At 42.6% G+C, this 14,267-nt stretch carries 15 protein-coding genes; 6 read left to right on the top strand and 9 right to left on the bottom strand.

The features are described 5' to 3' along the window. Positions 1-20: 20 nt before the first annotated feature. From M917_RS05425 to M917_RS05415, 3 genes are all read right to left on the bottom strand, one after another. Positions 21-734, bottom strand: coding sequence for a LysE family translocator (locus tag M917_RS05425; RefSeq protein WP_021813779.1), 714 nt, complete (start codon positions 732-734; stop codon positions 21-23). 191 nt (positions 735-925) lie between these two features. Then, entirely contained in the window at positions 926-2,149 is a 1,224-nt protein-coding gene (gene argE, locus M917_RS05420; RefSeq protein WP_021813778.1) for an acetylornithine deacetylase, read from the bottom strand. A gap of 12 nt (positions 2,150-2,161) precedes the next feature. Continuing rightward, positions 2,162-2,815, bottom strand: a complete 654-nt coding sequence (locus M917_RS05415) for a UPF0149 family protein (RefSeq protein ID WP_021813777.1) — start codon at positions 2,813-2,815, stop codon at positions 2,162-2,164. A 212-nt stretch (positions 2,816-3,027) separates the two neighbouring features. Between M917_RS05415 and M917_RS05410 the strand changes: the two genes are divergently transcribed. Both M917_RS05410 and M917_RS05405 read left to right on the top strand, forming a co-directional pair. Further along, entirely contained in the window at positions 3,028-3,468 is a 441-nt protein-coding gene (locus tag M917_RS05410) for a hypothetical protein (RefSeq protein ID WP_021813776.1), read from the top strand. 99 nt (positions 3,469-3,567) lie between these two features. Beyond that, on the top strand, positions 3,568-4,029 hold the full coding sequence (locus tag M917_RS05405; protein WP_021813775.1) for a cell division protein ZapA: 462 nt from the start codon (positions 3,568-3,570) through the stop codon (positions 4,027-4,029). 82 nt (positions 4,030-4,111) lie between these two features. Here M917_RS05405 and M917_RS05400 read toward each other — a convergent pair whose 3' ends face one another. The 4 genes from M917_RS05400 to M917_RS05385 form a co-directional block, all read right to left on the bottom strand. Then, positions 4,112-4,408: a hypothetical protein gene (locus tag M917_RS05400; RefSeq protein ID WP_040642033.1), complete on the bottom strand. Its 297-nt coding sequence runs from the start codon at positions 4,406-4,408 to the stop codon at positions 4,112-4,114. 138 nt (positions 4,409-4,546) lie between these two features. Further along, the gene (gene glyS / locus M917_RS05395; RefSeq protein ID WP_021813773.1) at positions 4,547-6,640 is read right to left on the bottom strand and encodes a glycine--tRNA ligase subunit beta; all 2,094 of its coding nucleotides are present in this window, start codon (positions 6,638-6,640) and stop codon (positions 4,547-4,549) included. Positions 6,641-6,649: 9 nt separating this feature from the next. Next, on the bottom strand, positions 6,650-7,636 hold the full coding sequence (gene glyQ, locus M917_RS05390; protein ID WP_200861740.1) for a glycine--tRNA ligase subunit alpha: 987 nt from the start codon (positions 7,634-7,636) through the stop codon (positions 6,650-6,652). Between the two features lie 438 nt (positions 7,637-8,074). Beyond that, positions 8,075-8,287, bottom strand: a complete 213-nt coding sequence (locus M917_RS05385; protein WP_021813771.1) for a PspC domain-containing protein — start codon at positions 8,285-8,287, stop codon at positions 8,075-8,077. Positions 8,288-8,807: 520 nt separating this feature from the next. Here M917_RS05385 and nadR point away from each other — a divergent pair. From nadR to M917_RS05370, 3 genes are all read left to right on the top strand, one after another. Beyond that, positions 8,808-9,914 carry a multifunctional transcriptional regulator/nicotinamide-nucleotide adenylyltransferase/ribosylnicotinamide kinase NadR gene (gene nadR / locus M917_RS05380; RefSeq protein WP_264629453.1) on the top strand — a complete coding sequence of 369 codons (1,107 nt, stop codon included), beginning with the start codon at positions 8,808-8,810 and terminating at the stop codon, positions 9,912-9,914. A gap of 129 nt (positions 9,915-10,043) precedes the next feature. Further along, positions 10,044-10,775, top strand: coding sequence for a nicotinamide riboside transporter PnuC (pnuC, locus tag M917_RS05375; RefSeq protein ID WP_021813769.1), 732 nt, complete (start codon positions 10,044-10,046; stop codon positions 10,773-10,775). Between the two features lie 209 nt (positions 10,776-10,984). Beyond that, positions 10,985-11,437, top strand: coding sequence for an Mpo1 family 2-hydroxy fatty acid dioxygenase (locus M917_RS05370; protein WP_021813768.1), 453 nt, complete (start codon positions 10,985-10,987; stop codon positions 11,435-11,437). A 198-nt stretch (positions 11,438-11,635) separates the two neighbouring features. Here the strand turns inward: M917_RS05370 and M917_RS05365 are convergent, their stop codons facing one another. Both M917_RS05365 and M917_RS05360 read right to left on the bottom strand, forming a co-directional pair. Then, positions 11,636-12,247, bottom strand: coding sequence for a nitroreductase family protein (locus M917_RS05365; RefSeq protein WP_021813767.1), 612 nt, complete (start codon positions 12,245-12,247; stop codon positions 11,636-11,638). Between the two features lie 218 nt (positions 12,248-12,465). Continuing rightward, entirely contained in the window at positions 12,466-13,179 is a 714-nt protein-coding gene (locus M917_RS05360; RefSeq protein ID WP_021813766.1) for a pirin family protein, read from the bottom strand. A gap of 396 nt (positions 13,180-13,575) precedes the next feature. Here M917_RS05360 and M917_RS05355 point away from each other — a divergent pair, with 396 nt between their 5' ends. Further along, positions 13,576-14,232 carry an IS1595 family transposase gene (locus M917_RS05355; RefSeq protein WP_021813765.1) on the top strand — a complete coding sequence of 219 codons (657 nt, stop codon included), beginning with the start codon at positions 13,576-13,578 and terminating at the stop codon, positions 14,230-14,232. Positions 14,233-14,267: the final 35 nt, after the last annotated feature.

The following is a 14,267-nucleotide window of genomic DNA, read 5'->3' as shown; positions in this document are numbered from 1 at the left end:
TTATAACAACCAGAAATAATTTATGCCATAAAACCTTTTATGACGTCAGTCAATAAAGCAGCAGCGATTACTATAAATATGACGCCGCAAATACGATTGAGCCATGCCAAGCGATGCCCTACCTCTAGCCAGCCTGCTAATTTTTTGCCACCCATCATGTATATCATTTGCCAAATCGTCTCACTCATGAATAGACCAACCGTCAACAAGATATATTGTGGCCATAGCGGCGCACTAAAATTAATAAATTTAGGGAAGAAAGCCGCAAAAAATAAAATAGCTTTGGGGTTCGATAAAGACACCCAAACACCAGCACGAAATAACTTGATATTACTTGGTGCCATGATAACTGCCGCACTCGATAATGAACGTGCATCTGGATAGCTGCGATCCAAAGCTTCAGCTGCGGCGCTCACCTCTTTAGCGTCTTGCATCAAGCTGCTATTGTTGTCAGCATCACGCCACGTAGTCACACCCAAGTAAACCAAATAAGACGCACCAACAGCTTTGACAATCTCAAGCAACCAAGGCGATTCGCGACTGATAACATCAATACCAAGCAATGTCGATAACAGCAGTATAAATAATCCTAAGCTCAGTCCTGCTAGCGTCCATAAGGTACGTTTAACGCCGTAATTAAGCCCGTACTGAAAGGCCAATAGCATATTTGGACCAGGAGTGGCTGATATCAAAAAAACACTGGCAAAATATACCATAAAAAGCTGAATAGACATTGTATTGCCCCTATGCCATGAGGTAAATACCTATACTTAAGCACTTTAATCTAAAATATGGAGTAGAATTGAAGGCAGAATGGGTAGTTTATAAGAAGATTGCCCCATACAATAAAAAATAAACACCGTCATTTAGACGGTGTGTTTTATAGTAACTTATATTAAGAACAAATGTCTAGTTATTCTAGATGCTATTTCACCGCACAGCTTTTTAACAGCTTCTGTAAAAATCTATCACAGCGTTCCATTTCGCTAATAGCCACATACTCATCCGCTTTATGTGCCTGTTCGATACTCCCAGGGCCGCAGATAATCGTTGGAATGCCGCTATTTGTGAATTGACCGCCCTCAGTCGCGTAAGCCACTTTATGGCGTTCATCATCGCCGGTTAGCACGGCTATCAACGCTTGTAATTCAGCACTGTCATTATCAGTCATCGCAGGCACGCTTTCTTCTTGCACGAGCTCAATACCCGTCTCTGGTGCGCGCGCTTGCATTTGACCATTTAGCTCTGCAACCTTCGCTTGAATTGGCACAAGTACATCTTCTTGCGTCATGTGCGGTAAGTTACGATAATCAAAGGTAAATTCACACAGATTTGGCACAATATTGGTCGCTGTACCGCCATGGATAGTGCCCACAGACAAGGTTGAATAAGGCACATCAAACAAACCATCGTTATCATCGCGACCGCTTATTTCTTCTGCCAAGGTATCGACATAACCGATTAAACGGCTGGCATAGCTAATAGCGTTGACACCCTGCGCCGTCAGTGATGAATGCGCAGACTTACCATGGACGCGGCACCGATAGACTGCAATGCCTTTATGTGCGACCACCATCGCCATATTGGTCGGCTCACCAACGATACAATAATCAGGCGTGATACCGCGCGCTTTTAGGTCTGCTAATATCAATGGCGCGCCTAAGCAGCCCACTTCTTCATCGAATGATAAAGCCAAATGCAAGGGACGACGTAGCTGCCCGCTGTTCGATAGTTGTACGGCCTGTGGCAATATCGTCAACGCACAAGCAATAAAGCCTTTCATGTCGCAAGCGCCGCGACCGTAAAGCTTGTCGCCGCGAATCGTTGCCGTAAATGGTTCAGACGTCCACTCTTGCCCATCGACTGGTACGACATCCGTGTGTCCTGACAGCACCAGACCATTATTTACCTGATCCGCCTGCTCGCCTGCTGGTACCGTTACAAATAGATTGGCTTTATTTTTGGCATCATTAAAGGTCAAATCTACCGCGAGACCCAATTGCTCACAATACGCTTTTACATCGTCAATCAGTGCGAGATTCGAGTGGCGACTGACCGTATCGAAACCAATCAAGCGGGTTAGCCAATCGATACTTTGCACCGGATAAGCTGCATCGGACTGGGTTTGACTGCTATTATTTATAGTCATAAAACACATCCTTTACGATGGGTTGTTTTGATTCATGATATCAATCACGGGCGGGATTGGTTTTGGTCGCTTACCTTCTGCTTGCAGCTCTTTGGTTGTCTTGGCATCGATAGCAAGACCAGAAATCAGCGCGATGTCTTTGACAGGTTTACGCGGGCGGGTGGCAAAGCTCACTGGTACCATACGGGCAAATTCATAAAGATACAAATACGACTCTTCGCCACCTTCAAAATCTTCATCATCTTCAAGACGAATCGCGCCAATTTTGGCCAAATCTGTGAGCATCTCATTTTCCTCACTTGTGAGGCGACAATCAGTAATACCAAAGCCCGTCATAAAACCATTTGCCCACTGTTTCAATGCTATCACACGCTCGTATAAATCGTGTTCATCATCAGGTATCAGTGGCATATAAGAATAGGCGTCATCTTTATCCTTCAGTTGAAACACAATATCTTCAGCTTCTTCAGTCAACAGCGTCAATGCAGGCTCTGGTAATGAAGCAAAACTCAGCTCCTCAAATACCTTTGCCCATACAGTTTCATCAGGGGCATTACAGGCCGTCATTAACCCTGTCATGAGGCCATGCACTTCACTGATAGACACGTCCGTCCAGTCGTCAAAAGCGGTCAGCCAAGTATTCCAGCCAGAGATATTGTCATTCATGATAGATGTCCTAGTAATTAATTATTGCTAAAAAAATAGAAGTAGACGCAGCGCACTGTCATTGACAAGGCCACAGCTAATAGAAATAAAAAGGCCAAGCCTAATACGTGTAATTACTTTGTTGATATAGATATTATGCGGTCACCTATGGCATTATTAAACGCAGAAAACAAAATTCATCCACGCTTACTTGTTAAGGATAAAAACTGACTATGTATGACCAACTTAGAATATTAGAAAAAATGGTACTCGACATCAAAAAACAGTATCAGCTTGTCAGTGCTGAACTTAGCAGCCTCAAACAAAACCCCGTTACTAATACACAAGAGCTTGCCGCCTTAAAAACCAAGCTTGATACCACTTATACTGAACGCGATGGTGCCAAAAAACAACTAAATGATCTCGACAAGCGCTACCAAAACCTTGCAGAAGCGCATCATATGATCGGTGAAGAGCAAGACAAACTGCAAAAACAAATCAGCCAATTGCAACAGCAAAATAGCGAGTTGCAACAACACAATAATGAGCTAAAACAGCAATATAATGATATCAAACAACAAAATAGTGAACTGCAAAAAAAGAACCAACTGGCAGCCGAGCGTACACAAGTCGTATTACAACGCCTCACCCGTATCGATCAAGCAGAGAGTTAACGAATTACAGTCACGAAGGCGGAGACCTACTGCTTACCAGACCCTGCTGTTACTCCCTTATATCACTCATTTCACTGACCAGACATTGTAGGATTTATCATGACCGATAACCAAAGCAAAACCATAGAAAAACAGCCAAAAAACCATCAAATAAAAGACAACCCAGTACAAAATTCAGGATTACAACCGCAAAAGGCTGCCTCAACAGAATCAACTGCCTCAAGCGCGGCGTCACAACCTACTACTAAAACGGTCAAAACTTCTGAACCCCAAATCAAAAAAGTAGATATTGCGATTGCTGGCGTTACCTATCCAATTTTTTGCCCAGTACATGAACAAGAGGAGCTACGCTCAGCGGTCTCTTATATCAACAACTACGCACTGGATCTAAAAAGAGACGCGCCAAGCCTTAGCCAAGAAAGCTTGTTGGTGTTGTGCTGTTTGGATTTGTACGAAAAAATTCATACGACTCAAAGAAATGATGAAGATCGTATGCAGCAAGACAAACAGTCAGAAGCCCTACTCAATAAAATCATGAAAGACGCACATTCTATTTTATAAATAAATCCTAATATATTAAATGCAGAAGCGCCTAGCTAATCAAGCTAAGCGCTTTTTTAAGGTCAATCGGTCAGTGACTTACCTATACATGAGGTGTGTAAACCTTACCTGCATGAAAGTCTGCTTGATGCTCATAATTGCAAAAGAACAGTTCTTGATTGGCTGCAATATTGCTATCGTTGTTTTCGGTCAAACTCGGCTTGCTCTCAAGTACGCCGCGATATTCAGCCAAGCTATTGCCACAAAAATTGCACTGACGCGGTGTGGTCACATCACCTTCTTTTGGCATCATGCTCTTGGGTGCGCGTGGGTACATAAACTTATAAAAAGCCCACATTGAAGCCCAGATAATGAGGATTACAATAATAACAGCCAACACGGCAGTGCTCCTTCGAGTATGGATTAAGACATTATAAACTTAATGATGCAGAATGATCGCATAAAAAACTGGCTCAATGTGGCCAGTTTTTTATATTAAAAATAACATAACAAGATTAATAATCTAGTTTTAGAGGCACTACAGCTGCAACTCGCTGATATCAGCCACGGTTAAGAACAAGGCGCGAACCTGCTTGAGCAATGCTAAGCGATTGTTTTTGAGTGCATCATCTTCACTATTTACCATGACACCGTCAAAGAATTGAGTCAACGGTTCATCTAAGCTAGCAAGCGTCTGCAATATGTGAGTATAGTCCGCGTTCTCAAGTAGCGGTGTCACTGCCATTTGCGCTTGGTGAACACTGCTATACAAGCTTTGTTCGGCAGGCTCAGATAATAGTGATTCATCGACTGTGTCAGCGACTACTGTTGCTGACTTAGCTAATATATTGGCAACGCGCTTGTTTGAATCCGCCAACATCGACGCTTGTGGCAGCTGGCTAAATGCTTGTACCGCACGGATACGCTGATCAAAATCAAGTGGCATGTGCGGATTGATCGCTTGTACTGATTGAATCGTATCAACGCTAACGCCTTGCTCCGTATACATCGCTCGATAGCGCGAGTTGAGGAACGTCATGACTTGGGTAAAGGTATCACCCATTTTGGCAATCTTGCTACCCTCAGTATCACTATAGCCTCTAATCGCTTGCTCAACCAACGCGACGAGGTTAATCGGTAACTGCTTTTCGATTAAAATACGCAAAATACCAATGGCAGAACGACGCAAACTAAACGGATCTTTTGAACCTGTCGGCGCTTGGTCAATCGCAAAAATACCGACGAGCGTATCTAAACGATCGGCTAATGCTAAGCAAATACCAATTTGCGTCTGTGGTAATACATCACCACTAAACTTGGGCAAATATTGCTCTTCTAAACTCGCTGCTATCGCTTCTGGCTCATTATTCAGACGCGCATAATACGTACCCGCGATGCCCTGCAATTCAGGATATTCACCAACTAAAGAGCTGGCCAAATCGGCTTTGGATAAAATGCCCGCACGTACCGTCTCATCAATACTAATATCACGACCTTGCTGCTGCATCAAGGTAGCAATGAAGGCCGAAAGCTTAGCGATACGCTCAGACTTCTCCCAAATCGTACCCAGCTTGTCTTGGAATACGCGATTTTTCAGGCTTTCTGTGAGCGCAAATAATGGCTGCTTTTGATCTTGTAAGAAGAAAAACTCGGCATCAGCCAAACGTGGACGTACGACTTTTTCATTGCCCTCAATGATCTGATTGGGATCCTTAGATTCAATATTGGTGATAAAAATAAAGTAAGGCTGTAGTTTGCCCGCTTTATCCGTCAAACAAAAATACTTTTGATCGGCTTGCATGGTCGAGATGAGCGCTTCTTGTGGCACTTGTAAAAAGCGCGGCTCAAAGCTTGCTCGTAGGGCAATTGGAAAATCGACCAAGGCGGTCACTTCGTCCAATAAATCTTGCGGTACGATAGCGTCTGAGTTGACCTCATCAGCCAATGCTTTGACTTGGTTTTTGATCAGCATTTGACGCTTATCAAAATCAGCCACGACTTTTAGACCAGCAAGCAGTTGTTCATAATCATTGGCGTGCGCAATGTTATGGTAATCTGGACTGTGGAAGCGATGACCACGGGTTTGCGTACCGGTCTCATGTCCTTGGATAGTGGCAGGAATCACCGCCTCATCCTGCATCAATACCGCCCATTGTACTGGACGCACAAACTCATTGCGGCTTGCGCCTGAGCGCATGCGCTTAGCAATCGGTAGATTATCCAGCGCGGTTTGAAAAATCGCAGGCAACAGCTCAGTGGTCGCTTGGCCATGAATGGTTTGCTCATAACCAACATAATCACCCTTATCGGTGCTAATAGTCGTCAGCTGGCTGGCATCGATACCTAGGCCATTGGCAAAACCCATTGCCGCACGCGTTGGATTGCCCTCTGCGTCAAATGCCGCCTTAATCGCTGGCCCTCGTTTTTGCTCAGTGCGATCCGGCTGTTTATCGCTAATACCTTGAATCTGAATCGCCAAACGACGCGGGGCGGCAAAGGCTTTGATACTATCAAACGTAATATCAGCTTCATTCAATTGCTCAGTGACACTTGCTTGTAGCGCATCACGTAACGGTTTTAGGCTCTTTGGAGGTAGCTCTTCACACCCCAGTTCAAATAGAATAGTACTCAAGGGATGCTCCTATTTCTTGTTAGTCGATTGATTGTTGTCAGTATTTTCTATTGCTAAGCCTTCTGTTGCCGCGTCTTCTTTTGGCAAATACTTATCGAGCGCATCAGCGCGATGGGCTTCATCGGCTAATGGGAAACCAAGTTCGGCACGAGCCTCAACATAACCAAAAGCAACCTTACGTGCAAGCGTACGCACGCGCAGAATAAAGCGCTGACGCTCAGTGACAGAAATGGCACCACGCGCATCAAGCAAGTTAAAAGCATGAGACGCTTTTAATACCATCTCATAGGCTGGCAACGGCAATCCTGCTTCGACCAACTTATCCGCTTGTTGCTCATAAAAGTCAAACATCTCACCCATCATCGGCACATCAGCGTGCTCAAAATTATAAGTAGACTGCTCAACCTCGTTTTGATGAAAGACATCACCATAAGTGACACGGCCAAACTCGCCATCTGCCCATACCAAATCATAAACACTATCGACGCCTTGCACATACATGGCCAAACGCTCAAGGCCATAAGTGATCTCGCCAGTAACAGGGAAACATTCAATACCGCCCACTTGCTGGAAGTAAGTAAACTGCGTCACTTCCATACCGTTCAGCCAAATCTCCCAACCAAGCCCCCACGCACCAAGCGTCGGCGATTCCCAATTGTCCTCAACAAAACGCACGTCATGAACCAAGGGATCAATACCGATGGCGCGTAGTGAGTCCAAATATAGCTCTTGAATATTAGGCGGGTTAGGCTTTAGCACCACTTGGAACTGATAATAATGTTGCAGGCGGTTTGGATTGTCACCGTAGCGTCCATCGGTCGGACGACGTGATGGCTGTACATAAGCCGCATTCCAGCGTTCAGGGCCTAACGAACGCAAAAACGTCGCCGTATGAAAAGTGCCCGCGCCGACTTCCATATCGTAAGGCTGCAAAATAACGCAGCCCTTATCGGCCCAATAATTCTGTAAAGTCAGGATTAAATCTTGAAAAGTCATCGGTTGAGTATCTTTATCTTGTGTCATCGAGGGTGTCGCTTGGGATGTCATAGTTTGGGTTTTCATAGTAACGCCACTGTGGAATGAGTATGATTAAATAAATCTCTGATAGCACTCGTCTGGCCTATTTGGCAACGACTCTATTTGCCTGCTCACCTTACTAAAAATTGACTATTTTATCCATATTTACGTTAACTAAATTTACATCGTGGGTAAAAAACTCAGTTATTTGCTTTATTTATAGACAACTTCTTATTTGGTCGCTCCTAAATAAAAAAATACCCAAATGCGTTAGCATCTGGGCAGGAGGAAAAGTATGTCATTGGCATCCTGATTGATCAGGCTTTTTGTTTTTTGAAGAGCTAAACTATCAAGGAACTATCATTCTAAACGACTTGCGTTCTAAACTGTTTGGATAGAATTACTACTAGATCAATCCTATTGATAAGACTGATTGCTAGCCTTTGGCATAACGATCCACAGAATTATATAGATCAAAATACCGGGTACTCCTGCACTTAGTGACGAAATAATGACAAATAGCAATCTAACCCAAGTCGCTGACCAGCCGAAATATTCAGCAACGCCGCCCATTACCCCTGCGACCATCTTACTGTTCTGTGAGCGATGCAATTTTGCTAATTTAGCCAAAGTGAATACCTCTTTGTTATTTATCTATTATTTGTTTTTCTATTACTGTTTCATGCACGATTACTTTTCACATATAAACGGTTTTAATATTAAGTCTTAAAGATATTTAGTCTTTTTAACTTATAAACGATTGTATCAACTATTTAGAATCTATCTGTTGAAAGTGTAGACGTTCTTTGTGAGTTTATGCTACTTAAGCTTACCCTAATCTGTCATAGAGCCTCATAACCTCCTGATTTTAAATAGTTATTTCAAAATGTTTCAAATCACTCTTTGTTGCGCCGATCCTACGCATTTATTTTGCGCCCTCTATTATTTATGAATTTAATCAAATAGATAAGTGGCATCTGCCTAGTAGTAAGAACACGCAAAACCAGATTTTAAATAGTAAATTAATATTTAATTGGAATATTTGCCTGATGAAAAATATTTCAATCATGAGCAAAGTGATTTCTAAGAAAGTAACAATAAAGCCATATTTACAATAACCTACCTGTAAATCGTCTCGAACCTTTATACCATGCTGATAAACGACTCAACTATTACATCGTCCGACAATAAAGCCAAGGTGAGGAAAAATATGTATGACTCTGGATTAATGATTGGGCATTTTGAACCCCTACATCTGGGACAAATGCGCAGCATATTGGATGCGGCAGGACAAGCAAAGACGTTACATATCGTCATTATGTTGCATCCCTCGCCGCATCCAGACTTCACGATCACTTTACAAGACAAAGCACGCTGGCTACAGATGGCTTGTGCCGATTTGCCGTTTATTCATATTCATACTACTCACGAAATTGAGCTGCCACTTCATGAACATTTTGCGGATGTCAGTATCGATGTGGCGGCCAGTAATGCTAAGTTGCAACGGTTGACAGAAGCGCTTGCATTGCCACCAGAGACAGTATTATTCGTGGCTGACAATCATCCGCTGGTACAAAGCAATGTTCGCGAACAGTTACTCTTGCAGGTTGTCACTACCCCACTACAGTCTGAGTTTGACTCTTATGCCATTGCTCAAGATCCAGTAGCAAATTGGTCAGCGATTCATCCACAAGCGCGCGGCGACTATACAAAGACGGTCGCTATCGTTGGTGGCGAAAGCTCAGGCAAAACCACACTGGTGCATAAGCTTGCCAATTATTACGGTGCCAGCTTTGCATTAGAAATGGGACGGCTGTATGTCGGCACAGATTTGGGCGGTAGCGAAGTCGGCTTACAGTATAGTGATTATGGGCCTATTGTGCTCAATCATGCGCAAGCGATACGAGATGCCGTAGCCAATGCGACCGCGCCCATCACCATCGTTGACACTGATTTTGTGACCACGCAAGCATTTTGTGAAGAGTACGAGGGCCGCACCCATCCTTTTGTGGCAGCATGTATCGATGAGTTTCGTTTAGACCACACCATCATGCTAGACAATAATACGCCATGGATTGATGATGGTATGCGCTCTTTGGGTACGCCTGAAGCGCGTGGACGTTTTGAGCAGCGATTGGTCGATATTTTTGCTCGTCACGGTATCGAGCCACAAATGATTGACAAACCCGACTACGATGCACGCTATCAGCAAGCATTGTTATTTATCGATCAACATATCTATGGCAAAAAATCATAACATGCACTTATAAGTGCTCTATTTATAATAGGGCGTGTTGAAGGTTCAACACGCTCTATTCATTTGTTTAGCTAGCGCTTCGCAGTTAGCACTTTGTTGCAGTCATTATTTATCTTAGAGGAAAGAGCTATGCGTATTCAGCTATTGGACAACATTACTGGTAAGTGGGCGATGCAGTGGATTGTTATTTGGTTTATGTGCGGCGTCATTGCCTTGTCCGCAGGTTTTTGGCTCACCACGGACCATACAACACTCGATATGTTTTATTTGGCCGTCTCATTTATTGGCTTGGTATGTGTGGTTTCGCTGTCCTTCCGCAAAAACGTCATGGGCAATGGCTTTGGTATGGGGGCAACCGCTGGCGAAGTAATCGTGCAAGCGACCTCTGGCGCTGTTGGTCTGATGCTCGCGCCGCTTTTTAACTTTTTTACCCATGTCTACGGAATATTCTACTGGTCGAAGCACACTGATCCTGATGGTGACATGATCCCTAAGTCAGCGAGCAAAGCAGTTTGGTTGATTACGGCAGCATTTATTATTATTGGTCTTGCTCTTTTCCCAACGGTAAATAACTTATTGGCGAGCTATGGTTATGCGGTGGTCGAGGATGATAACAGTAAATTTTTAGGGTTCATCTCTTTCTTTTGGATCAACGTTATTGCGTTTGTACTGTCTATTACGGCTCAGGCCGCTATGATTTTACGTTATTCATTTAACTGGTGGTTATGGATTGTCGTGAATTTCGTTTGGCTCATCGTCAACCTTATGTCAGGCAATTATATCTTTGCCATTCAAACCATGATTTATCAAGTGAATGCGTTTATTGGTCTTTACGAATGGCATCGCAGCGAACAAGGCTGAGGATAGCCTTGTTCACTAAAACTTTAGATATTCGAGACCAATGTTGCTACCGCCGCGCCAACAATACGAGTAAGTTTGACTGCGGCGTCTATCAGATAAAATGGTAGATTGGCTCAATTAATGCTACAACTGATATTAAGCACTGCATTAGCGTTCAGCTCAGCGACTGCTATCAGCTTATCATTTCAACTACTAACAGGGAGGTTAGTATGTCTCGTAATCAACCACGCATGTCTAAACGTACGCTAGAACAATGGCTCAGTGAATACTCTGTCAGTCACCAAAACTTGATTAACAAAAAAATCCATTGGCTGTGTGTCCCCACCATCTTTGTCAGCTTGCTAGGTATGGGGATGTCACTTTCGGTCTGGTTTACTTTGGTTCTCAGCGCTCTAGTATTATTGTTTTATATGCGCCTATCTACACCGCTGTTTTTGGCAATGGGTATGTTCATTCTCATTTGTTTATCGGTTATGGCCGTATTGCCATGGGGCTTTAAAGTCTGGGCAGGTGTCTTTATCGTCGCTTGGATTGGACAGTTTATTGGTCATAAAATCGAAGGGAAAAAACCATCATTCTTTGAAGATTTACAGTTTTTGTTGATCGGTCCAGCATGGGTCGCCAATAATCTGATGCGCCGCAAACAGAGTGAAACCAGCTGATGGAATTGAAGCTTAAAAATTCATACCTGCCGCATTTTAACGGTTATTGACTGTATTTAATCACTTTTGCCTTCTTTGCATTTTTTAAATAAAAAAAGCGCCGCCCAACCATTCGTTGAGCGACGCTTTTTTATTTATGTATCTATCAAACACACGACTTATTTGGGAAGTTACCTACAAATAAGCCGACAGGTTTAATTACGCACCAAACACTTTCATACGCTCATCAAGTGGCTTGAACTCTTTATCGCCTGCTGGCTGTGCAATAGCACCAAATACCATTTGTGCTTTAAGTTCCCAGTCTGCATCGATGTTCCAAGCACTAGCAACTCTTTCATCAATGATAGGATTGTAATGCTGCAAATTTGCCCCGACATCGATACTGGCTAGTGCCGTCCAGATGACATACTGGTGCATGGCGTTGGTTTGAGTTGACCAGATTGGGAAGTTGTCAGCATATAAAGGCGCTGCTTCTTGCATGCCTCTGACAACGCCCTGATCTTCGAAGAACAACACAGTACCAGCGCCAGCTCTAAAACCTGCAATCTTTCCTTCGGTAGACTTAAAAGCCTCCTCGTCACCAACGATAACACGTAAAGTCTCTTCGGTTATATCCCACAGTTTTTTATGGTCATCGCCGAACAAAACGACGATACGCGTTGATTGTGAGTTAAACGATGATGGCGTATGCAAAATAGCATGCTCAACCAGCTTGACGACTTCATCGTTAGATACTGGTAGTTGGTCGCTTAGTGCATAAATTGAACGACGTTTCTCTGCAAGTTGCTGTAATACTTTTAAATCTGACATAGTACTTCTCCACGTTGTTGTTATAAATAATCTAAATTTGGTCACTCTCAACTATTAATCCCTATGATTAAAAGTTGAAATTTAAACGACACATATAATCTGCTTCATTATGAAAATAATTCAATGAAACCCCTATTTTATTTTTGTAAATAAACCTAGCCCTAAGGCTATTTTTTAAAAGCTAAATGGATAAATAGCTCTTTGTTAGAAAGAGTTTGTTAAAGGGTAATAGGTACTTCCATCACCAATACCTTCGTATCTTCTGCTACCTCTATCCTGAAGCTGTCAGTATCCCAAATGCAAAGACCATCGCGTGTAGCTAATGTGTCATCGTTTACGGTTACTTTACCACTGATAACAAAGACATAAACACCGTTATTAGGGTCTTTAAGATGATAATTTTCGCTAACACCTTTATCGAAATCACCCATGCTAAACCATGCATCTTGATAAACCCACACACCAGCATCATCAACATTGGGTGACAATATCTGATTAAATTCATTCGGCTGCATAAGCTCACTCATGCGCACTTGCTGATAACGCGGGACGACGTTCATTTTATTTGGCATGACCCAAATCTGCAAAAACTGAACAGGCTCATCCGTATCGCCATTCATTTCACTGTGCGTAATCCCCGTGCCTGCTGACATGACTTGAATCTCGCCAGTCTCGATAACGCCTTCATTGCCGATATTGTCGCCATGCGCAAGCTTGCCAGCCAATGGGATACTGATAATCTCCATGTCACGATGCGAGTGCTTACCAAAACCTTTACCACCAATGACAAAATCATCGTTGATGACCCGTAAGACTCCAAAACCCATACGCTCAGGATTATAGTAATTAGCAAAACTAAAGGTATGTTTGCTCTTTAGCCAGCCATGGTTTGCATCACCGCGAGAATTTGCTGCATGATAAATCGTTTTCATAATATTTCTTTTTTTACCAGTAGGTTAAATATTCATAATACTTGTTACTAATACATTTTTTGAATACAGAAACCTATTAAAATTGTTGAATATGATTAGATAACCAGTGATAAACGCAAATTGCTATTCTTACCTTTCAAACGTAACGTTACCTATCAAGAAATGCAATGATAGCACATCTATTAGCATAACTAATAAAAATTAAATTAGGTTAAGTTAATCTTACAAAAAGTAAAATAAGTAGAATCAATTATTCGCTTAGAAAGCGATTCACTATCAATATCACTCATTGGTTGTGCGAGCACTATAGTTGAAATACCTTAGAGTCGCTACAGTATGGCTGGTGTAAATTTTTTGCGGGGCTGTAGTAGATAAGCACTATGCTAGACTACTTTTATGAAGATAACCCGTTGTAAACTAAGTAAAAAAGAGCAGCAACGACTGTTAGAGTTTTTTACGGCTGAAGTAACCGCTAGAACAGCCGCAGATTTACTCAATATTCAACCTAATACTGCGGCACTTTTTTATCATAAAATAAGACTCGTTATAGAGTATTATTTATCTCTTGAAGCAGATGACATCTTTGACGGTGAAGTCGAATTAGATGAAAGTTACTTCGGCGGTGTACGTAAAGGCAAAAGAGGTCGAGGTGCTGCTGGTAAGACAGCGGTGTTTGGTATCCTAAAACGAAATGGTAAGGTTTATACCATTGTCGTAGCAGACACCAAACAAACCACGCTAATGCCCGTTATCAAGCGTAAAATCAAGCCTGACAGCTTTGTTTATACTGACAGCTATCGAAGTTACAATGCCTTGGATGTGAGCGACTTTAAACATTTCAGAGTCAATCACTCTAAAGAGTTTACTTGCGGTAAAAACAATCACATCAATGGTATTGAGAACTTCTGGAATCAGTCTAAACGAACACTCAGGAAATATAATGGAATCGATAAGAAGAACTTCCATTTATTTTTAAAAGAGTGCGAGTTTAGATTTAACTATGGGTCACCATCTAATCAGCTTAAAACCCTGAGAAAATGGTGCGATATTTAATCCTTATCTACTACAGCCCCTTTGTTTTTAAGTCA

The sequence above is a fragment of the Psychrobacter aquaticus CMS 56 genome, assembly GCF_000471625.1.
In the GTDB taxonomy this organism is placed as follows: domain Bacteria; phylum Pseudomonadota; class Gammaproteobacteria; order Pseudomonadales; family Moraxellaceae; genus Psychrobacter; species Psychrobacter aquaticus.
The sequence above is the reverse complement of the archived record's forward strand: the minus strand, read 5'-3'. Positions and strand labels throughout refer to the sequence as shown.

Coding starts and splice junctions, on each gene's coding strand:
- glyQ (WP_200861740.1), bottom strand. CDS start 7,636: ATGACTTTTCAAGATTTAATCCTGACTTTACAGAATTATTGGGCCGAT.
- M917_RS05370 (WP_021813768.1), top strand. CDS start 10,985: ATGTCTCGTAATCAACCACGCATGTCTAAACGTACGCTAGAACAATGG.
- M917_RS05355 (WP_021813765.1), top strand. CDS start 13,576: ATGAAGATAACCCGTTGTAAACTAAGTAAAAAAGAGCAGCAACGACTG.
- M917_RS05405 (WP_021813775.1), top strand. CDS start 3,568: ATGACCGATAACCAAAGCAAAACCATAGAAAAACAGCCAAAAAACCAT.
- M917_RS05415 (WP_021813777.1), bottom strand. CDS start 2,815: ATGAATGACAATATCTCTGGCTGGAATACTTGGCTGACCGCTTTTGAC.
- M917_RS05360 (WP_021813766.1), bottom strand. CDS start 13,179: ATGAAAACGATTTATCATGCAGCAAATTCTCGCGGTGATGCAAACCAT.
- M917_RS05410 (WP_021813776.1), top strand. CDS start 3,028: ATGTATGACCAACTTAGAATATTAGAAAAAATGGTACTCGACATCAAA.
- argE (WP_021813778.1), bottom strand. CDS start 2,149: ATGACTATAAATAATAGCAGTCAAACCCAGTCCGATGCAGCTTATCCG.
- nadR (WP_264629453.1), top strand. CDS start 8,808: ATGCTGATAAACGACTCAACTATTACATCGTCCGACAATAAAGCCAAG.
- pnuC (WP_021813769.1), top strand. CDS start 10,044: ATGCGTATTCAGCTATTGGACAACATTACTGGTAAGTGGGCGATGCAG.
- M917_RS05425 (WP_021813779.1), bottom strand. CDS start 734: ATGTCTATTCAGCTTTTTATGGTATATTTTGCCAGTGTTTTTTTGATA.
- M917_RS05365 (WP_021813767.1), bottom strand. CDS start 12,247: ATGTCAGATTTAAAAGTATTACAGCAACTTGCAGAGAAACGTCGTTCA.